At 34.9% G+C, this 22,357-nt stretch carries 13 protein-coding genes; 2 read left to right on the top strand and 11 right to left on the bottom strand.

Going from position 1 to position 22,357, the window contains the following annotated elements:
* Window position 1 precedes the first annotated feature (1 nt).
* From IPK14_20025 to IPK14_19990, 8 genes are all read right to left on the bottom strand, one after another.
* On the bottom strand, window positions 2-544 hold the full coding sequence (locus IPK14_20025; protein ID MBK7995575.1) for an HAD-IIIA family hydrolase: 543 nt from the start codon (window positions 542-544) through the stop codon (window positions 2-4).
* Window positions 528-2,249 (bottom strand): GAF domain-containing protein, encoded by a 1,722-nt coding sequence (locus IPK14_20020; protein ID MBK7995574.1) that lies wholly within the window; start codon window positions 2,247-2,249, stop codon window positions 528-530. The genes IPK14_20025 and IPK14_20020 overlap by 17 nt, the downstream gene beginning before the upstream one ends.
* Before the next feature lie 104 nt (window positions 2,250-2,353).
* Window positions 2,354-2,869 (bottom strand): hypothetical protein, encoded by a 516-nt coding sequence (locus IPK14_20015; protein ID MBK7995573.1) that lies wholly within the window; start codon window positions 2,867-2,869, stop codon window positions 2,354-2,356.
* Window positions 2,870-2,968: 99 nt separating this feature from the next.
* Window positions 2,969-4,186 carry a hypothetical protein gene (locus IPK14_20010; GenBank protein ID MBK7995572.1) on the bottom strand — a complete coding sequence of 406 codons (1,218 nt, stop codon included), beginning with the start codon at window positions 4,184-4,186 and terminating at the stop codon, window positions 2,969-2,971.
* 79 nt (window positions 4,187-4,265) lie between these two features.
* On the bottom strand, window positions 4,266-7,514 hold the full coding sequence (locus IPK14_20005; GenBank protein MBK7995571.1) for a TonB-dependent receptor: 3,249 nt from the start codon (window positions 7,512-7,514) through the stop codon (window positions 4,266-4,268).
* Between the two features lie 476 nt (window positions 7,515-7,990).
* Window positions 7,991-10,972 carry a TonB-dependent receptor gene (locus IPK14_20000; GenBank protein MBK7995570.1) on the bottom strand — a complete coding sequence of 994 codons (2,982 nt, stop codon included), beginning with the start codon at window positions 10,970-10,972 and terminating at the stop codon, window positions 7,991-7,993.
* 149 nt (window positions 10,973-11,121) lie between these two features.
* Window positions 11,122-12,024 carry a pseudouridine synthase gene (locus IPK14_19995; GenBank protein MBK7995569.1) on the bottom strand — a complete coding sequence of 301 codons (903 nt, stop codon included), beginning with the start codon at window positions 12,022-12,024 and terminating at the stop codon, window positions 11,122-11,124.
* A gap of 13 nt (window positions 12,025-12,037) precedes the next feature.
* Window positions 12,038-15,886 (bottom strand): hypothetical protein, encoded by a 3,849-nt coding sequence (locus IPK14_19990; protein ID MBK7995568.1) that lies wholly within the window; start codon window positions 15,884-15,886, stop codon window positions 12,038-12,040.
* 257 nt (window positions 15,887-16,143) lie between these two features.
* Between IPK14_19990 and tkt the strand changes: the two genes are divergently transcribed.
* Window positions 16,144-18,210, top strand: a complete 2,067-nt coding sequence (gene tkt / locus IPK14_19985) for a transketolase (protein ID MBK7995567.1) — start codon at window positions 16,144-16,146, stop codon at window positions 18,208-18,210.
* Between the two features lie 98 nt (window positions 18,211-18,308).
* Here the strand turns inward: tkt and IPK14_19980 are convergent, their stop codons facing one another.
* Together IPK14_19980 and IPK14_19975 are read right to left on the bottom strand one after the other, a co-directional pair.
* Window positions 18,309-18,986, bottom strand: a complete 678-nt coding sequence (locus IPK14_19980) for an L-2-amino-thiazoline-4-carboxylic acid hydrolase (GenBank protein MBK7995566.1) — start codon at window positions 18,984-18,986, stop codon at window positions 18,309-18,311.
* 53 nt (window positions 18,987-19,039) lie between these two features.
* Window positions 19,040-20,227: a trypsin-like peptidase domain-containing protein gene (locus IPK14_19975; GenBank protein MBK7995565.1), complete on the bottom strand. Its 1,188-nt coding sequence runs from the start codon at window positions 20,225-20,227 to the stop codon at window positions 19,040-19,042.
* A gap of 381 nt (window positions 20,228-20,608) precedes the next feature.
* Here IPK14_19975 and IPK14_19970 point away from each other — a divergent pair, with 381 nt between their 5' ends.
* Entirely contained in the window at window positions 20,609-21,100 is a 492-nt protein-coding gene (locus IPK14_19970; GenBank protein ID MBK7995564.1) for a PilZ domain-containing protein, read from the top strand.
* A gap of 66 nt (window positions 21,101-21,166) precedes the next feature.
* Here IPK14_19970 and IPK14_19965 read toward each other — a convergent pair whose 3' ends face one another.
* Complete coding sequence (locus IPK14_19965; GenBank protein ID MBK7995563.1) at window positions 21,167-22,276, bottom strand: radical SAM protein; 1,110 nt, start codon at window positions 22,274-22,276, stop codon at window positions 21,167-21,169.
* Window positions 22,277-22,357: the final 81 nt, after the last annotated feature.

Raw genomic sequence — 22,357 nt, 5'->3', positions numbered from 1 at the left:
TTTAATATTTCTTTATTAGTTCTTGCCAAAGACCTTGGGATTTTAGGATAAATTCAATAGCTTCTCTAACTGCTCCTTGACCACCTGAACGAGTAGTTATCAAATCTGCTTGATTTTTAACTTCATCAACTGCATTAGCAACCGCAATGGCTAAACCTACACGGCACATAATAGCAATGTCTGGTAAATCATCTCCAATAAAAGCTATTTCGTGGTCTTTTAACCCTGTTTCTACTAGTAAATTTTCATATATAGCTAGTTTATTGCTCACTTTGTCAAAAAGAAAATCATAACTGCCTTCTTTTGCGCGTCTAGTTAGCACTTTTGATTGACGACCAGAAATAACACCTACTTTTAGACCTGCTTGTTTGGCTAAAGCAACGCCTTGCCCATCTAGGACATGAAAATTTTTTATTTCTTCGCCATCAGGCAATAAAATAATCTGCCCATCTGTTAATACTCCATCACAGTCCATCAAAATAAGTTTAATAGAGTTGGCTTGAGTAAGAATATTATCTTGTTGTTTTTTAATGATTTGTTTCATTAGCAGAAATTTTTTGTTTTGGTAGGATAAAATGAAATGCTGAGCCTTTGCCTACTTCGCTATCAACCCAAATTTGCCCACCATGAGCTTCAATAAAAGCTCGGCAAATATAAAGTCCAAGGCCAGTGCCAGCAATTTGGCGTTGTCGTGCGCTATCTAAACGACTAAATTTTTGAAATAACTTTGACATATCTTGAGGAGCTATTCCCATACCTCTATCAATAATTGAAACTTGTACCCCTTCGTTTATTTGCCCAACCTTAACTCGAACATATGCCCCATCAGGAGAATACTTAATAGCATTACCAACTAAGTTATCAATTACTTCATAAATTCGGCGACCATCTCCCCAAATTTCAATATCCTGCTCCAAAAATTCAAACTTTAGGTCAATTTTTGAATCTGTAGTTCGGGTTTCCATTAAAGAAGTAAGAAGTTCATTAACCTTAAATGGCTTAAAGTCTAAGGGAAAGTTTCCTGATTCTAACCTGGACATAGTTAAAGTGTCAGCAGCCAAAGAAGCCAGGTGTTTAGATTGGCGGTTAATAATAGCTAGATGTTTTTTTACTCCATCATCTGAAACACGGTCTTGAAGTAGTTCACTAAAAGCTTGTATAGAAGTTAAAGGAGAACGAAAGTCATGCGCTACCATTGAAACTAGCTCATCTTTTAAGCGGATAGCTTCTCTTAGCTGTTCATTAGCAGCTAAGATTTTGGCATAGAGTTCTGCATTTTCTACAGCAATAGAAACTTGTGAAGTTAAGTTATGAAGTAAATCCAGGTCTGATTGTGTAAAAGGTCTATTGCTTTTAGCATCTCTTGACGCACAAAAAGTGCCTAATAATCGAGGTTGTGAAGAAGACCGATCCTTAACAAAAATAGGAAAGCTAATTAATGAAGCATCATTACTACCATCTTGGTCTATATCTTGAGCTAAGCTTTCTTTTTGCACATATTTAGCTAGACTAACGGCTCTTGATTGACCGTTTAAGCTCCATTCAGCCATTGTATCCATTTTGTTACTTTGCTTATCAGAAAATACTATTGAAACTAATGTATGTTCAGCATCTAAAAGTTTTCCAGCATTTTCAGCAATAGAAGCTAGTAGTGGGCTAATTTCTAAATGTGAACTAATAGTTTTACCAACTTCAAATAATGCACTCATTTGACGCGCTAGACGCTGAGATTTTTCATAAAGTATTGCGCTCTCAATAGCAATCCCTACTTGTGAACCAATACTGCTTAAAAGCCTTTGGTCTTCGCTAGAAAAAATTCGACGAGAACTAGATGTTAATAGCATTAAACCAATAGTAGAATTACGACTACGAAGCGGAATAACAACTACCGTGCGAACTCCTGTATTTTTAACTACATTTTCAATCTGTGGAAAATTTTTTACTACTTCTTCTGTATAAACTATTGCTAACTCACTAGGCAGTACACCATCGGTAAACATACTAGTAAACATACTAGAAATTTGTTCGCTAAATTCAGCACCTATTCCGCTATTAAAATCTACATAAAATTTTTTATCTTCGCCTAGTAAAAGTATAATTACTGATTCTAAGTCTACAACTTCTACTGCATTAAGTACTCCCTGATAAATTTCCTTAGTATCTAATGAGCGGCTAATTAGCTCAAGCATTCTATTAAGCAAAGCAAGTTCGCTATTAGTAAGAGCTAATTTATAGAGGGTAGTTTCCATTTCTTGGGCAATGCGTTCATATTCATTAGGAGCGCGATTAAGATTAAAAGTTACTTTTTCTAAAACTTTTACTAAACACGCCTCTTTTTGGGCAGCACTAACAGTTATTTTTCTATTTCTGCTAGATTTGTGCTAAGTTTTTCTTTGTCTTCATTAGAAATTTGATCGCTTAACCAACTAATAGTTTCTTTAACTATTTCTCGGTCATAAGAGAGTAAAACAGGAATTTCGTTTGAGTCAAAATTTGTTTGTGCAACAACTAAATAAGCGACTTCTGGAGTAAGAACGGCTAAAAACCAATCAGCTAATAAATTATCTTCTTTATCTAAAAATATTCCCCAGCTTTTTTCAGAAATAATAGGAAATTCTTGATGATATAAAATAAAAGTTTTTTGTGCTGCTTCTAAAGCAGGACGGCAAGCATTTAATAGTTGTTTTCTATCAGCACAATTACTAGTACCTAAAATAATTAATGGGGATAAGTTTAATTCTGGAACTATTTCCGACAAAATGGCGCAGCAGTCAACCAAAGTTTTTGCCGTATAACTCTGAAGCATCACTCTATTTTGATATTGAGAAAGAATAAATTTTAATAGAGTTTGTGCTTCTCTCCCAGACACTTTTAGTTTCTCCTAAAAACTTACTTTTTGATTAATAAACTAAAAACTTATCAAATATTAAGTTCTAAACTATTAACTTTCAAGCACTCTAAGCTTTTATTAAAGCTTAGTAGTTGCATTAGTACGAATTCCTAATCTATCAGCAGACTTAAAAATAGCTCTACCAATTAAAGCAGCCATTACAGAATTTGTATAAAAAATAGGTGCAGCAAAAATTAAACCTAAAAACATCAATACTATAAAGAAACTAAGAAATGCTCTAGCGTTCTTTGAGCCTTCAACAAGTAAAGTAGCTACTAAAAAAGCAAAAATTTGTGTTGGCAATTGTAAGGCTAGTAAATAAAGAAAATGCTTGTAATAGCTTTTACCTATTCGTTTAACAGTTTCAAAACCAAGTAGGGGATTAATAACAGAAGCAAAACTCTCTGTTACACCTGCAACTAGTAGGGCAATAGGATAATAAAAAAATCCCCAAATCACGGCTAAAGGCATTAAAATGGAAAATATTTTTAGCTCACCAAAACATAAAGCAAACATTGGAGAAAAACTAATTAAAATTACTCCAAATCCCAATCCTCCAAAAGAAAGCACCTCTGTTAAAAAAGAACTATAGTCAAAACCCATAGGACTAGCCTTAACATTTCCTGATGCAACATCTCTAGTAATAGTAGTAATAGCTCTAAGTAAAACACCTATTCCTATAAAAAAAGGAAAAGCAAATCCTCCTATTGTTAGGGCAACAATAAAAACGGCTATTGGTGCTATACCAACGCCAAAAGGATAAAGAAAGGCCATTTTTAAGTCTGAGAGGCTAGATTTTGAGTTTTGTTCTAATAAAAGTAAGATTTTTTCTCTAACTTCTGGATAAGCTCTACATAAAGCACCACAAAATTGACACTGACAAGCTTTATTATAACCCCCGCCTACTAAATGATCTTTTGCACAACCTTGACAAAAACTAGCTCCACATTCTGGGCAAACATAAGCAGGAATTACATCTTGATGGTTTTGGCAATCAATTCTTGAGTATTTTTCCCAGTTTTCTGGACGGTAAAAAATAGGTTCTAGTATTGCATCTCTTCGACTTACTTCTATGTTAGCTATAGGAGTAGGTGTAGCACTAGCTATAGCACTAGCTTTTTTAGCTGGCTGTATAACTAAAACTTGAGCAACTTCTAGCCATTCTTGATTATTTTTTCTAATTTTATCAGTTGGTTTAATTCTTCCTTCTATTAACCAAATTTTTAAGAGTTCCTCATCAGCTTGATAAATTTGGTCATTAATTTGTATTTGCCAAGGCTCGCTAGTTGAACTCATTAAGTGAACTCCCTATAAATATTTTAAGGCTGTTGCTAATAATAGCGTTATTAGCAACAGCCTTGTATCAAATTTATAGTTAAAAAATTAACTTTAATCCAAATTGGATTACACGAGGTGAACCGCTAGCAATTTTAGGAGAGCCAGCAGCAACATCAGGTGTACGGGAAAATTGCCCAAAAGTGGGAGAACTAAGATTATTATCTGGTAAAGCAAAAGTAGGATGATTAAACAGGTTAAAGAACTCTGCACGAAATTCTAGTGCAGTACTATCTGTAAAAGAAGTGCGTTTGGTTAAAGAAAAGTCAAAGTTTTCATAATTTGGCCCTCTAAAAGTGTTACGTCCAAGTGAGCCAAATTGCCCTGGTAAAGGAATTACGCCTGCTGCTTGAAGTGCTACAAAATTAGGAGATCCATCCAAATTTAGCAGATTTGAAGCTAAAACAACTCGTCCATCATCGGTTTGAATAAAAGCACCTGGTACATTATTTGGGCGTTGTTCACCAAAAAGATTACCTGTTAGAGCCTGATCTATCCCTAAAAATACTGTAAATGGTTGACCACTTTGTAAAGTTACAATGCCATTCATTTGCCAATTAGAAAGCAGTTTATCGGCTAAAGCACCTGCATTAGCAAAAAAGCGTTTTCCTTTACCAAATGGAAGTTCATAAGTGTAACTTACGGTAAAGCGTTGTCGAATATCAAAAGGAGAAAATCCGCGTTCAGAGCGTAAGTCATTGGAATTTTGAGGAATAGCAGCACTTCCCTTAAAACCAAAAATATCTGAAAGGTTATCAATAGAACTTGAATAAGTATAAGCACCAAGGAAGCTTAGGCCATTATTAAAGCGTTTAGCAACTTTTAATTGTAATGAATTATAAACAGATGACCCCATAGATTGTTGTTCTTGAACAATATCAGCACCACCAACACCAAAATCTAGCCCAGATAGTTGAGTAGGACGACGATCAAAAATATCATCTCCACTAGCACCAGGAAAAAATTGAGCTTGATTAACATCGCGTGCGCCAATCAATTTAACTCCTCGTGTACCAACATAACCAATTTCAAAAGCAACTTCTCCAGGTAATTCTCTTTGAAAAGTTAAATTATATTGAAGGCTATAGGGGTTACGGAAATTAGGGTCAATAGTGACAAAGCATGGGCCAGATGGGTCAAGGCTGGTATCACTAAAAATGCTCCCTAATCTACCAGGTTGAAATGGGCCAAAGTTAAAGAGCATTGTGCTAGTAGGTGGGTTAAAAGTTAAGTTAAAAGTAGTATTTTGGAAAGGCAAGTCATAAAAAACACCAAAACCACCACGAACAACCGTTTTATTGTCGCCAAAATTGTATGCAAACCCAAGACGTGGAGCAAAATTATTATGATCGCCTTCATAAAGTGATTCGCCAAAGATTCCTCGGCTAGTTGTAAAATTAAACAACCGTTTAGAAGCCGTTGGAACAGTGTTTAACTCATAGCGCAGACCTGCATTAATTGTAAGACGAGAGTTAAACTTAAAGTCATCTTGGAAATAAAAGTAATAATTATTTAAGCGGATTTTTGGAGAGGTAAAACCACGTCCAATAAAAGCACTTTGTGGAGTACCTTGGATAAAATCAGCCGTTGCACTTATACCAGATTGGGAACCATCAAAAATAATTGTTCCAGCAAAACTAAAATCCTCGCCACCATCAACTTTGTTTTTTCTAATATCTACACCTGTCTTAAAGTTATGTCGTCCACGAGAAAAAGACAGATTATCAATAAATTGATAGGTTTGTAGATTGTCAGTAAATGGAAATAGGTTAGAATTACCTATTCCAGAAATACCAGAAATTAAAATCTGTGGTATTCCTTTACCTAAAACAGACATATTGCCATTAGGTAGTCCAAGTGTAGCAGGGTTAGTAGCATCTATGCCTAACTGTACATCTACAAAACGATTATAGCCAAAGCGAAATTCATTAACTGCATTACTAGAAAAAACATGTGTTTCTGCTACAGAAATATTTTGAACACGCGCAACTATGGAAGTACCAAAACCAGGAACTTGAGAGGAAGATTGAGCATTACCAGAAGTTGATAAAACAGGTGTAAAAGTGTCTCGGTCATTAATTAAATAGCGAAAACTAAGTTGGTCATTTGGGCCTAGTTTTTGGTCAATTTTGGCAATAGCATTATCTCTACGTAAGCTAATAATTTCAGAAGAAGCATAATTGCCAAATTGAGTATTAGCATTAGGTAATGGGAAAAAGTTTAGTAATTGTGCGCTAACAGGGTCAACTCTAAGCTGAACCGGACGGCCTGTATTTGGATCTATAAAAGAGCCTTGTCTTTCTAAAAGTGTTGGAACATTAGTAAAAATCGTATTTCCAACGCGAGTACGCTGACCTTCATAATTGATAAAATAAAAGGTCTTGTCTTTAATAATTGGCCCACCCAAAGTAAAACCAAATTGGTTATTACGAAACTTTGGTTTAGGTTGACCCGCAGCGTTATCAAAAAGATTGCTAGCATCAAATTTATCATTTCGCAAAAACTCAAATAATGTGCCATGTATTTGGTTTGTACCAGATTTAGTAACAACATTAATTACAGCACCAGAATTACGCCCATATTCAGCACTAAAAGTGCTAGTTAAAATGGTAAATTCTTGTATTGCATCAACACTAGCTGTTGCAGATGAGTTATTGTTAATAATTTGGTTATTATCAGTCCCATCAATATAAAAATTAGCGGCTCTATCTCTTTGACCACCAACAGAAAAAGCTCCTGATTCTGTGGCACCTTCAGCACCCCCACCGCCAACAGCCGAGGCGACACCTGGAATTAAAGCACCTAATTGCAAGAAATTGCGGCCATTTAATGGAAGATCAACTATTTTCTTATTATCAATTACAGTTGATTGAGTTGAGTTATCTACTGTAATTAAAGCTACAGCATCAGCGGCATTAACTTCAATAATTTCATTACTTACATTAGCAACCATTAAATTAAAATCTGTTCGTACAACTTGATTAATCTGCAATGTGGCTTTAGTTTGTACTTTAGTAAAACCATCTGCTTCTACAGTTATTTCATACTCGCCTACAGGAAGAAGAGCAACTTGGAACATCCCTGCCTCTGAAGTAACAGTTTCACGAGTTAAATTAGTCCCAACATTGCGAACTATGACTTGCGCACCTCCAATTGCTCCGCCACTTGAATCAGTAACTACACCTGTTATTGTGCCAGTAGTATCAAAAGCCCAAACCAAGGCTGGACTAAGAAAAAATAGTGCTAAAAAAAACCATGCCCTTACAGTAGGCAAGTTTATTGCCATCATTACTTTACCTCCTTATTTCAGAATAACTTTTGTGGATTAATTTTTAAATGTGGATAGAGATTTTAACAGATTTATTTTTCTATTAAAGAAACAAAATTTCTTATTTTCCTAAATTTTTCTAGTCCAACATCTTATTGCTAGACTAGAAAAATTTGCTTACCTGTTAGAGACTGTTTAGTACATTGTAAACTAAGTAATATAGCAATTTTATATTCTTAACTCTTAAGCCCCAGAGGGGCGATATAACTGTAGCCTAGGGTTTCAACCCTAGGACATAATAGTTAGGTTTCTTTAAGCCCTGTAAGGGCGACATAGTCTTTTAATGCTAAGAAAATACTCTGTCGCCCCGTTGGGGCTTTTGAGAGTATTACATTATCATACGTAGGGCTTGCACCCTACGCTACATATCTGTCGCCCCGTTGGGGCTTAAGATTAAAATATCAGAATATTTAGTTTACAGTGTATTTAGAAGCTTTTTAGAAAGCAAAGCGAAACCCAAATTGAAATTGACGAGGTGCAAAAGCTCCTCGAAATCTGTCTGGAGTAACAATAAACCGGCCATCTTCCTGCGGTGGTAGATTAAAGCCGCCTTGGGCATTTGGTGGAAAAGTACGATCAATGGAATTAGGGTTAATGTTGACTCGGTTAAACATATTAAAACCTTCAACAAAGGCTTGAAGCTGATATTTTTCATTAAAAGTTATTTTTCGTGTTAAGCGCATATCAATAGTTGCAAAGCCTGGTGTTAGACCCGTATTGCGGCCCAAAGCCGTTGGACGATCTGAAAGACCACCATCACCATTTTGATTAAGATCCACTCCTGCTAGCAAATTGTATGGACGACCTGTATTAAGACTAATAATTGTTGAAAGTTCAAAATCCTTTAAGTATGGATTTTGGGTATAATCCAATTTCCAAATACTTGATAGTACAAAACGGTTACGTATATCTTGAAGTGAAAGACCTCTTTCATTACCAGGTGTTAGCGGATCATTAGCTCTATCTGTCACTACAGAATTAAAGTCTGCAACATTATCTATGCCTTTAGAAAAAGTGTAGTGAGCCAGGAAATTTAAATTTTTAGTAAAACTGCGATTAATTCCTATTGAAAAAGCATGATAATAACTATCAAAAGCCGATTCAAATTGTAGTACAGAACCCCGAGTCTTATCTATTCGGCCAACAATCATACTTGTTAGTGGATCACCTGGTACTGGATTTACTACGGGATTTATATCACGTAATGAAAATAGCCTAATACCTCTAACAAAATTATAAGAAAGAGCAACTACTGTATTATTAGCAACTAGATAGTCAACACCTAGTGTAATTTGTTGTGAGTAACTGCTCTTTAAGTCTTTTTGGTATTGTGTAGACAAACTAAGTTGAGGGATAACAGAAAGATTTGGAGGTACTTGATCTATTGAAGCAAATTTATGTTTTGGTAAAGAGAAAGGGAGCGCAGAAAAAGGAAAAGGAACAAACAAAAGGCTTGAGCCAATTTGACTAGATCGAGAACTAACGGTTGCTCTAGTAAAAGGCAAAGCAAAAAACAAACCATAAGAAGCGCGAACATTTACACGAGGTAATTTTGTTGGCTTATAAGCTATTGAAATACGAGGGCTAAAATTACCATTGTTACTAGGAGTAAAATTAACTCTAGTAATATCATAACGTAGGCCAAGTTTGACTATTAGGTTTTGTTTTACTCGAATATCATCTTGAACAAATGTAGAAAAAAGCTTAGGTGTTACTTCTATAGCTCTATCACCAAAACCTTGTAAAAAAGTTATAGGAATGGATTGTTGAGCAAGATTTAGTCCTGATGGAAGCCCTGGTATAGCTGATGATAAAAAGGTAAGAAAAGCTTGCTGTTCTGGTGTACGTAAACTTGGATCAAAGCTTTGAAGACCTGTTAAAGAAGGTAGTCCCGGCATACCTAAAAGCACAGAAAAATCTAAGTTAGTAAATACTCCAAAACCATCAGGAAATAAAGCTGGTTCGCTTTGAGGCAATCTTCTTATAGAAGTAAAATCTGCTCCAAATTTAATTTGATGCCTTCCTCTAGTTAACGAAACATTGTTTAATATTTGATAAACTCGCTGTGAGTTAAACTCAGGAACAAAATTATTATGCCCAAAAGAAACATTTCCTTCAGGGGTAAGTAGCTGTACTCCTGCATCATCACTAACAGGTAAAGTCCCTTGATTACGCCGACTATAAAGAAACCTAGTTTCATTAACTAAGTTAAGTGCTGCACTAACATAAGTATTATTAAAAGCAACTGTATTATCATCTACATTTAAGATACCGCCACTAGTTCTATCTCTTAAATCTCCAAAGGGTTCAAATCCACCATCATAAGTATAACTATTATTATATCGAACCCAAAATGTATCGTTTTCATTAACTCGAACATCTACACGACCTAAAAAAGAAGTAGTTCCAACAGAAAAAGGTTGATTGCCATTACCTAAAAAGTAATTTAAGTTACGTCCTGCTCGAACTGTGTCGTCAGAAATAGTAACAATGTTATTTTGCTTAATGGTTAAGCGTTCAAAAGAACTAAAGAAAAAGGCTCTATCACGTTTTATTGGCCCACCTAAAGTAGCTCCAAATTGGTATTGAGAATAAGGAGAGCGAAGTTTATCAAAAGTATTTCGCGCACTAATTTCATCATTACGATTTAAGAAAAATAAACTTCCATGAAAATCATTTCCACCAGTTTTAGTTACAATATTAACTATTCCAGCTAAAGCGCGGCCAAATTCGGCAGAATAGCCATCAGACACAACTTGAAATTCTTGTACAGCTTCCTGACTAAATGTTGCTCTTACAGCACCTTGATTAACATCATTGTTATCTAGGCCATCAATAGTAATATTATTGAATCTACCCGATTGACCATTAAATGAAAGTCCTGATGTAGAAAAAATTCCTTGATTTGGAACACGATCAAAAACTACTCTTGGAGAAGTTAATGCAAAATCTAAAAAATCTCTTCGGTTTATTGGTAGTCCGCTGATTCGAGAAAGATCATTATTATTACTACTTTCTGTTTTTACTTCACTAAAAATATTATCGGCCCTAACTTCTATAACCTCATTTGTGGCATTATCTAATGGTAATTCAACTTCTGACAAAATAGTTGAGCCAATGCTAATTTCAAATTTGGTTTTAATTTGTTTATAACCTGGTGCAGATACAGTCATTTCATAACTACCAGGAGGCAATTGAACTTGTTGAAATACTCCTTCTTGATTTGTTTCAAAAGTGCGAACAGAATTTGTTTCTATTCTTGTAAGGGTGACTGTTGCACCTGCTATCAATGCCTTTTGTGGATCTTTGACCGTTCCAACAACGCTAGCTGTAGTTGAACCACTTTGTGCTAAAACAGAAATGTAAGTAAAAGAATAAATCAAACAAAATAGTAGTAACAATAAACTTTTATTTCTCATTAACTTAGACCTTTCCACACATTAATATTACTAAACAGATAGAGTAATATTGCTAGTCAATAAAAATTATATTTGATAAGAAATCTCAAAACGAAGTAACCAATACTACAACTTTAGATTAGAAAAACAAGTAGATTTATAAATAATTTTTACCAGTTTAGTTTTTGATTTGAAAAAAATTTAATTTCCTGATTTATTAAAGGATCTTTAAATGATAAATGGTAGGCTAGTAGTTGCAAAACTTTAGAGTAATCTAAATTAGTGTTTTTTATTATTTCTGGATAAAGCAAATCATTTAAGATATTAAACCCTAAACTTGTTAAATGAAGTCTTAATTGATGCTTTTTTCCTGTAATTGGAGTTAATAAAAAGAGAGCTTTTTCTTCTTTATAATCAATTAGTTGTACTTCTGTAGTAGCGTTTGCCTCACCTTCAACAATTTTCATTCTATACCAAGGCTCGCCTGTTGCAATTCGGTTTGCAATCGTCCACTTGTTGCCAATTTCCAATTTTTTGCAATCGTTAAGCTGACAAACTGCATAGTACTGTTTAACAACTTGTCTAGTTTGAAATAGTTGATGATATAAATGTCTAGTCTGATTATTTTTAGAAAATAATACTAGTCCAGAAGTTTCAAGATCAATGCGATGAATTGGAGTAAGTTCTTTATAATCATATTTATGTATTAAACGAGATAACAAACATTCATTAACATACTTTCCTGATGGGGTGACGGGAAGAAAAGGCGGCTTATCAACTACCAAAATTTCATCATTTTCAAAAATAACTTGTTCTTGAAATGGGATTATTTCTTCTTTATCAGTCGCGCGATGATAAAAAATTGTAAGTCCTGCTTTGTAAGGAGTTGATAAAGTTATCGCGCTATTGTCATCAAGAAAAAGTTCTTTTTCCTCAATTCTTGAAGCTAAAATTTCAGCTTCAAGATGTGGAAATCTAGTTATTAAATATTCAAAAATAGTTTTAGGTTCTTTATCTAGCTTAGGTAAATATAACTTAGAACTAAAAGGAGCTTTACTTTTCCCGTTTGTCATTATCAGACCTGCGTCAATTTATATGAGTTGACTCTGTTGATTGATGATGTTTATAGCGATAATGTATAGCCCAGGCTGAAACAAAAACGATTATTGCTAGTAAAATCATAACTACAGATAGCCATTGTTGTTCCCATTGAACCACGCTAAAAACTATTATTGCTATTGCTGTTAGAAAGCTTGCTCCACCAATCATAACAGGTGTTTTAATTTGTAGTAAAATGCCACCTAAAATTAATGCTAAAGAACATAATAATAAAGTAAAATCATATTCTAAAGCAGGTTGCCGAGTAATAAAACGGTAGCCCATTACATGAAGCATTGTTGGTAATACCCAAAGTAAAGCACCTAGGGCTAGCCAAAAATCGCCAATTTTCTCAGATTTCTTTTTAGCTGAGTAGCCTGCCCATAAAATTAATGCTCCAATAGGTAAGCTATAAAATTCAGTTTGTGTTAAAAGGTCATAACCTAGTCTAACACCTAGGGTTAAGTAAGTTAGTCCACCTAAATAGAATGTAGATATTTTGTAAAATTGCTTAAGAGCCTGGTTTTCAAGTTTAGTAGAAAGTAATGCAAAAATCCCTATAATTAATAGTAAAGACACTAGATAAGGTGTCAAATTAGGATCATTTAATTCTAATGAAAATAAACTTTGAAATGTTATCCCAAGTAAAGTAAAAGCTAACACTCCACTAGCAGAATTGCTTATTGCTAGATTAAGCCATTGGTATGCAGCCTTAGTCTTATTTTCTATATAAAACAGTGCTGCACCATAGATTGCATAAAATATCATAAAATAGCTAGTTTCAACGTTGACATATTGTAGTAATTTCCACGAAGTAATAACTATAGCTACTTGAGCAACATAAAAATTAACGACTTCTTTTCTAATTATTGTAGCTAAAAGATAAAAAGCAGCGATTTCTGCAAAAAAGAAGGCTGTAGCAATATGAGTTGTAGTTCTAAAAAGTCCTGACCATAAGCCTAAGGCTATTACTAGAGGTTGTGCAAATTGAGCAACTGCACTTGCTCCAACAAATTTAGTTTTACTTAAGAAAGCATCTGCCACTAAATAAAGCATTAGAACAGGCATAAGAATTGCGGCTAAATCTCCCCAATTTCTTAGTCCACAATAATTTCCAAAAAGACAAGTTGTTACAAGCAAAAGGCTAAAAGTAAAATGGCTATAGGCTTGGGAAAGTTTTTGATCATTACTTAAATAAGTTCCAAGTCCATAAAATAGAACTATTTGCAAAAATCCTAGAGTTGTAAAAAATGAAAATTGGTCAGTGTAGAAATTATATCCAATAGCTAAAAATCCTAGTCCACTGATTACTATTACTAGATTAGCTAAAACTTCAAAAGTAGCATAAATTTCTTTGTCTATTTGGCGTTTTTCTAGTTTAGCAATAATTAAATAACCGATTGCCAAGGTAGTTAAAGCAAAAAACAATGATCTATGACTAGTAATACTAAGTATTGCTAATAGATTAGGTACAAATAGTATTCCAATTACACCTAGCAAGATTGAATTTAATAGATGTTTTTGTTCCTTTAAATGCAAAAACTCTTTTGCACCGATTAAAGCTAGAGTTAGAGCTATAGGAGCAGCAAAAACAGAGGTTTTGTTTTCTATAACTAGCTCTAAAGTTAACCAAGAACAGCAAAGTAACAGGGCAAAGCTTAAAAATACAGATAAATAAGAAAAAGCGTCTTTTATTGCTTGCCATAAAATTGTTGTTTGAGAAACTGCAAAATAAATAAAAGCTAGTAGGGCAAAGGCGACAAGGGCTTCTTTACGATCTAAATAATTATATTTGGCTAATACTAAACCATAAGCAATAGTTCCTAAGCTAGTTGAAAAGATTGCTGGTAAAATCTTGTAGCTTTCTTCCTTAAGTTGATAGCTAAGAGCAGCAAAAATCAATGCTATTTCTAGCCAAAAAATTGCTAAGGTTAAATAATCAAAGTCTTTGCTAATAGACATTTGAGCAAGTTTATAAATTGAAATTGTCACTATCAGCAAAGAAATTTTTTGCCAAGCCTGACTTAAAGAACTTTGATTAGTTTTTTCTAACCTAGAACTTAACACTAGTGCTACAACAGCAATACTTGGCTGTAGAATCAAGAAAATATCTTTGTCCAAGGCTAAGTTGGTCAAAGATAAAATATAAGCAACTAAAGATAAAAGAGCGACTCTATAAGTTATTTGCTCGCTTGATAAGTTATTTAATTTTGCTTGAAACATTATGGCTACTAAAACAAAAGCCAAAATTGTTGTCCAACTAGCAGAAATAGCAAAAAGTAAATAGACAACACCAATTACTAAATAAATCTCTCCAACTGCTCTAGTAAATAGACTTATTGGCTTACTATAAAATTCTTCTAAGTTTGCTTTTTGTCCAACTACCCCTAAAAGCAAAGTAGTCCCAGCAATTGCTAAATAGAAATTACTTATAGAGCTTTTTAGATGGATAAATAAAGAGATTTCTGACCAATAAAGAGCCGCTATAGCAAGGTAAACAAAGTAGCTAGCTCGACGCACTACAGCCGAATAACTATAAGCAAAAGCAGCGGCCAGGGCTAACCAAACCGTCATCAGACTACTATAACTCGGGTCAAAATGCTTTTTAGTAGCAATAAATTCTTTTGGAAGTAAATCTATTAATGGAGTATAAAACAGTAAGGTTAAGGCTATACCAACTTGGGCAAAATGAAAGAATGGACGACCTATTTTTTCTCTTGAAAACTCTGTTTCTGTGCTAGCAAGCTTAAAATGTTGTTCAGCAAATAAACAGATAATGCTATAAACCATTAAAACAACAGCATAAGTACTAGTAGATGCAACGTTTCCTGCAAATTTATAAGCTAAAACCCAGCTAGTAATAAGCCCTGTTACTAAGCTTAAATAAACAAACAAGCTATCTCTTAAAAAATAGGCTATTGAGCCATAAAGAAAAGTACAAGCCAGCCCTAAAACCCAACCTCGTCCAGTGTCAGTAATTAAATTAGAATGAACCAAAAACCAAGGATTTATTGGCACAAGTAAAGCACCTGTTAAACTTAAAGCACGGCCTGCAACATGTTCAGCAGTTTTACGTACTAGCACAGTCCCAGTCACTAAGCTAGCAAGTGTAACTAACATCAAGATAACAGCTTGAACTATGGGCTGAGTAAGTCCACGATATATTTCATTTCTATAGTAAAGAGCAACTCCACCAACAAACAAGGCTGCACTAACAGCAAAAATAGTGTTGATGTTTTCTGCTACTATTTCTCCTAAAGGCTTTTTTGCTTCAGGTAGGGGAGATGGAACAAAATTAAAGGATTTGTTATGTGAAATATTTGCTTCATTAGAATTACTAGCAACAACATTAGTAGCTTTGACATTTTTAACATTTCTAACAGCTATATCTTGTAATGCTTCCATACTTATGTTATTTGCGGTATTTATTTCACTTACTTGATTTAACTTACTATTTTCTGTGATTAAAATATTACTAGTGTTATCAGTCGTAATATCATTAATTAAACTAACATTATCAGAAGTAGGTTGTTGAGATTTAACTAAAAATGTATTAGGTGATAGTTCAGGAGTAGTTATATTTACTTCGATGGATGAGATTTGTGGCAAGATAGATTGTATCAAGCTATGACGACGGCCACCATAAAAGCGAAAGAGTTCTTGTTCAACCCAAGGTTCAATTAATTTGTTACTTCGCCAGGCTGGAACTTCCCTAAGTAGATAATTAATGGAATTTACTTCTTGTAAGATATTTTCATCAAATCGAACACCGCATTGAGGGCAAGATTTTAGTTCTTCTTTGAGGTTGTATTGGCAAATAAGACAAGTTTTTAACATAACCATTCCTCCATTTTGCTAAAGATTATTATGGTTAGTGTTTAGAAAATATGGTTGATTATGACACTTTTCTTAGTGACACTTTAACAAATATTTAGCTCTTTGCTGGTTAAGATACCTATCTCGAAAACATCTAAGAAGTAGTTCCCATTTGGTTGTTTTTACCCATTTGGTGTGTTATAGTTCGCGCCAGGTAAGTCTCTAAATCCTTGATAGAAAAGCATATTAAAAACACCCACGGAAGGAGCTATTTTTTAATGAGTCTTGATAAAATGTCTCTAGATGAGCTTTGTATAACAACAATTCGTACCCTAGCAATGGACGGTGTACAAAAAGCCAATTCTGGTCATCCAGGCACCCCTATGGCATTAGCACCTGTAGCATACACTTTATTTAACCAATTTATGCACTTTAACCCCAGAAACCCACATTGGCCCAATCGGGATCGCTTTGTGCTTTCTGCTGGTCATGCTTCTATGTTGCTTTATAGCGTGCTACATATTTCTGGGTATGATTTGCCTCTCGAAGAATTAAAAAACTTCCGGCAGTGGGATAGTAAAACCCCAGGCCACCCGGAATATCACTTAACCCCAGGTGTAGAAACTACTACAGGCCCACTTGGTCAAGGTGTAGCAAATTCCGTTGGTATGGGAATTGCCCAACGCTGGTTAGCTAGCCATTTTAATCGCCCCGGTCATGAAATTGTTAATTATAAGATTTTTGCTATTGCTGGTGATGGCTGTATGATGGAAGGTGTTTCTAGTGAAGCAGCTTCTTTAGCTGGTCACTTAGGACTCTCAAATATTGTTTGGATTTATGATAATAACCACATTACCATTGAAGGCAATACAGCATTAGCATTTACTGAAGATGTTGGCGCACGTTTTATGGCTTATCATTGGAATGTTTTACGTGTAAGTGATGCTAATGACACAGAAATGCTTGCTAAGGCATTAACCTTAGCTGACAAGGAAAAAGAACGTCCAACTTTAATAATTGTTGATAGTCACATTGCCTGGGGCGCACCCAACAAACAAGACACTCACGGCGCACACGGTGAACCGCTTGGAGATGAAGAGATTAGATTAACCAAGCGTCGCTATGGCTGGCCTGAAGAAGAAAAATTCCTTGTACCAGATCGCGTTCATGACTTTACCAATATGTGTATTAACCGCGGTCAAGAACAAGAAGAAGCGTGGAAGGCTAAGTTTGCTGCTTATGCCCAAGAATATCCAGAACTAGCTAAAGAATGGGAAACCATGCAAGCTGGAGGACTTCCAGAAAATTGGGATGCTAATTTACCAGAATTTCCTGCTGATCCTAAAGGTTTAGCTAGCCGTGAATCTTCTTCTAAAGTTTTAGCCGCAGTTGCTAAAGCAGTACCTTGGTTTTTAGGTGGTGCTGCTGACCTTGCTCCATCAACTAAAACCCGTATTCCTGATGGCGGCGAGTTCCAAAAAGAAAGTTATGGCGGTCGTAACTTCCATTTTGGAGTACGTGAGCATGCAATGGGATCAACTCTTAATGGAATGGCTCTTTCTAAATTAAGACCTTACGGAGCAGGATTTTTAATCTTCTCAGACTATTCACGTCCTACAATGAGACTGTCTGCTTTAATGGAACTGCCTGTTACTTATATTTATACACATGATTCTATTGGTGTAGGCGAAGATGGCCCAACACACCAACCTATTGAACAACTAGCTTCTATCCGTGCAATTCCTTATATAGTTGTCTTACGCCCAGCAGATGCTAATGAAGTAACAGAATCCTGGCGTTATATTATGAACAATAATCACCGTCCAGTAGCTTTAATCCTTAGCCGTCAAGCTCTACCAACTTATGATCGTAGCAAGTTTGGTTCAGCTAAAGGTGTTCATCGTGGAGCTTATATTTTAGCTGATTGTGAAGGCACACCCGAAGTTATTTTGATTGGTACAGGTTCAGAAGTTCAATGGTGTGTTGGAGCATATGAAAAACTCATTGCTGAAGGTGTTCGCGCTCGTGTAGTTAGTATGCCTTCATGGGAATTATTTGAAGAAGAATCTGATTCTTACCGTGAAGAAGTATTACCTTCAAGCTGTCGCGCTCGTGTAGCTGTTGAGGCAGGTACATCTATTGGTTGGCGGCGTTATGTTGGTTTTGAAGGTGCTGTTATTGCTCGTCGAGAATTTGGTGCGTCAGCCCCACTAAAAGAATTACTTAAACACTTTGGATTTACTGTTGATGATGTAGTTAAACAAGCTAAGGCTTTAATTAGCCATCAAGCTCCTACAACAGGAACTCGTTTACTACCAAATATTCCTGGCTTAACAACAGAATAATTTTGTAGAAAAACAAATTATTTAACAAAAAAGGCAACCTTCGTGGGTTGCCTTTTTGATTTAATTTAATATCACTAAGCCTACTATAGTACTAGCTCTTATTTTTGCTTGGCTGATTCTAGTTTTACAAGTTTTGGCTGAAAATGAAACTCACAAAATGGCTGATTTTGTGCAATAGTTTGAGGACGAGTAAGAGTAACCCCCCATAAATTCGCCATATGATTATCAAGAGAACAGGCAGCAGAAGCGGTTAACTCAACAACATTTTGTTCTTTAAAGTAATTTGCTAGTGGGCATAAAGTTACATCAAAGGCTACCTCATTAGAATTACTGTGTTTATGATACTTAAAAGGTGCCGTAAAGATAAGTAAAAACATTAAACTAATTATCCAATCAATCCTAGTCAACAATTGACTGCTACGAAGACGTGATATATAAAAAACAGCTTTATTTGCAGGGCCAAATATAGACCAATTTATCTTCTCAATAAGTTCTTTAGCAGAAGATTGTGCAATGCCTTGCTCTTGTGCTGCAAGATACAAAGCACAATCCCATTCCATATAACGTAGTAAATGATTTGTACCTAGTGAGTAGTATGGGCGTTTTAATGCTAATTTTCTCTGTTGTGCTAAAGTTTTGCTCCAAACTTCTTTAGCATCCTCTAATTTCATTACTTCTTTTAATGCTAGTAGTGCATAGTATCTAAATGATGTTTTTGGAAAATAAAACATCATTACCCTTAATACATTTACACTAGTTGTTTCTTTCACACTCATCTAGTTTCTTCTTATCCAGTTGCGGTTTTTATTCCTTTCATTTAGTAGCCAAACTATCGATTATATGCCTTTGGCTTAGGTTCAAGTTTAATAGTGATTTGGATAGGTTGACCGTCTCGATAAACTTCAACTTGAACTGTGTCTGTAGGTTTAAAGTTATTTAATGCACGATAAAGATCTTCTTCATTCTTTATGGGGTAATTGCCTACTTTAGTTAACACATCTGCTTCTAAATGGTACATATTGGCCCGTCGTACTAGTCTATCACTCCCACGAATGCCTGCACGACCTGCTGGGCCTTCAGGTAAAACGGCTGTAATAATTAAACCTTCTTTTACTCCTAAATCTATTGCATTAGCAAGCTGTGGGGTAATTGAACGGGTTGCAACTGCTAGCCAAGGTCTTAAGACTTGCCCATAATTAATTAATTCTGGTATTACTCGTTTAGCAATATCTACTGGAACCGCAAAACCAATTCCAACTGATCCACCAGAAGGGCTATAAATAGCTGTGTTTACCCCTATCATTTCCCCATTAGCATTAAGTAGAGGCCCGCCAGAATTACCAGGGTTAATAGAAGCATCTGTTTGTATTACATTATCTACTGTACGACCATTAGCAGTTTTTAGTGGACGACCAAGGCCAGAAATAATTCCACGTGTTAAAGTTCGATCTAATCCAAAAGGATTACCTATAGCTAATACTTTTTGACCAATACGAAGTTCTTGAGAATTACCTAAAGGAACAACATGAAGTTTTTCTATAGGAGCATCTATCTTTATTACAGCTAAATCATTGTCTGGATCTTTACCTATTACCTTTGCTTTGTAAGTGCTTTTATCAGCTAAAGTTACAGTTAACTCTTGAGCATCTTTAATTACATGTACATTAGTTAAGATATGTCCTTTTTTATCAATAATAGAACCGGATCCTGTTCCTTGCTGGGCTTCAACTTCATTACCCCAAAAATCTTCTAGGTAGGCAGTACTAGTAATATTAACTACCCCTGGGCTAATATTGTCATAAACCTGTATATTATTTTGTTCATCTAAGGAAAAAGCATCTGTTTTTGCTATTTTAGGAGTTTCTGTATCAATTGGTGTTGAAGTAATTTCTGTATTGGTACTAGCAGTAGATAAGGCAAAACGCCAATAACGATCATAAATAGCAACAATACCACCAGCCAGTACTGCGGAAATAACTGAAAGTAAGATTAATTGTCTGACTGTTAGACGATACATAGTTAAACCCTCGGTAAAAATTTTATTTATTTTAGTCAAAATTAAAGAAAAATGGTCAATTTATATAACTCTCAAAGAAAAATTTTGTTTCATTTTTGCTTCTAAGTTTTGCCAAACAAGAGTTGAAATTAACAGATTAAATAAATCTTTTTTCTAATTAGAAAATGCTCTTTTCTAGTAAAAATTATATGTTACAATGGAGCAATTTCAATGATTTGTAGTCCAACACTTGCTTGCTTTACTAAATAATCTCTATTGTTAATATATGGTAAGTAAAGTCTGGAAAACCTTGCAATACCAGCCACCCTACCTAAGAATTGTTAGTAAAGTAATAAACCGTAATTCATAAGTTATTTAAATTAGATTAAGGAGAATAATCTGATGCAAGGTTTTTGCGACAGTTGCGAAGAGAGTGTTGACCATCTGTTCGATCTGACGCGTCTACCAGAATTTCGTGAAGTTGTACGTCGTCAAAATTATCGTAAAGTTTGTCAGCTTTGTTATGACGATCTCTATGATGATATGAAACAGCAACAAGAAAATCAGGATCGTCGGACGGAGGTTCGCCATTCAATTAAATTGAAAATTGGTATTAGCGGGGTTGATCGAGAAGGGCAAAAATTCTCTGAGCAAACCTTTACGCACGATGTAAGTTTGTCTGGAGCTAAAATTTCTATTACCCATCAAATAGAACAAGGTAGTGTATTAACTCTTTCTGTGCCTGATACTAAGTTTGAAGCCGCAGTAATTATTGAGTTAGTTTGGCAAGATGGTAAATCTAATTCTGCTGGGTTAAAGATAGTAGAAGCAAGCGATGCTTGGGCTAAAATGATTAGTCAAGCTATTGAAACTACTAACACCAAAAAATCTTAAAGTCTTAAAACTAAAAATGGCAGTTGGCAACTGCCATTTTAGTTAATTTTAGATCAACATAAATCCTTAAACAAAATTAGGTGCATTTTGTGGGTGTCTAATTGCCCAAAGTGTCTTATTAAGCTGATGACATCGGCAAATAGGCTGACATTTACTAATATCTATACTTTCAATTACTTTTTGTCTTTGTTCACTTTCCCAAATTTCCTTAAAAGTATTTACTGATAAATCACCTAAGCAAAACTCTGGAAGCCCTCTAGTTTGAGAACAATAATAAACTTTTTTATTTGCTTCAATAACAGGAAAGAAAGTTGAGTAGCATTTCTTATAAGTGCTACGTTCATAATCAGGAGATAAAACACCAATAAATTGATCTTCTTTAACAAAAACCTTAAAAGTATCTGTTTCTAGTTCTTTAGCTTTACGAATTAAGGGTAAAGCATTACGGAAAAACTCTTCTTCATATTGTTTATCTTTTGACATTGGATGCCAAATTACAGGTTTAATTTGGAAATAATCTACTCCGGTTTCCCGTACACGCTTTGCACCTTCATAAACTTCTTCCCAATTTTCTGGGCAAACAGCAATTCCAGCCCCTATATGGATTTTAGAATTTTGTATTTTCTTTTCTTCTGCTAGTCCTGCTAAATGGCCTAAAACCTTTTCAAAATCATCTACTTTATGGATTTCTTGGCGAGTTTTTGCTGTTCCTGAATTTAGCGAAATTCTAATCCAACTTAAATTAGCTGCTACTACCTTGGCACGTTCTCTAGTTAGTAATCCACCATGAGTAATTGCTGCAACATCAATACCTTTTTTCTTTGTGTACTCAATAAAATCCATTAATTCTGGATTAACAAAAGGCTCTCCACTTCCAGAAAATATCATAGATTTAGTGCCTAGTGTTGCTAGCTCATCACAAAGACCCCGGTAAAATTCAAAAGACATTATGCTATTGTCAGGATACATTTTAAGGGATTTTTTATCACCTTTATGAGTACCAAAATAACCGCCATGCATACACCAAGTACAAAAATGATTACATAAAGTGGAAGGGCCTAATTCCATTGTAATTGGATAGACATTTTCTCCTTTCCACCAACCATACATTGTTTCCATATGAGAAAACAATTTTAGAGGTGTAAAAGGATCGGTTTTTAGGTCTGCTTGATGCATCTGTAATACTCCTTGAAAGAAAACAAATTGTTAAAACTTGGTATGGTATGTTTTTATTAAAGTCTTTGTCAACCATCCTTG

The organism is Blastocatellia bacterium (assembly GCA_016713405.1).
GTDB lineage: Bacteria > Acidobacteriota > Blastocatellia > Chloracidobacteriales > JADJPF01 > JADJPF01.
The sequence above is the reverse complement of the archived record's forward strand: the minus strand, read 5'-3'. Positions and strand labels throughout refer to the sequence as shown.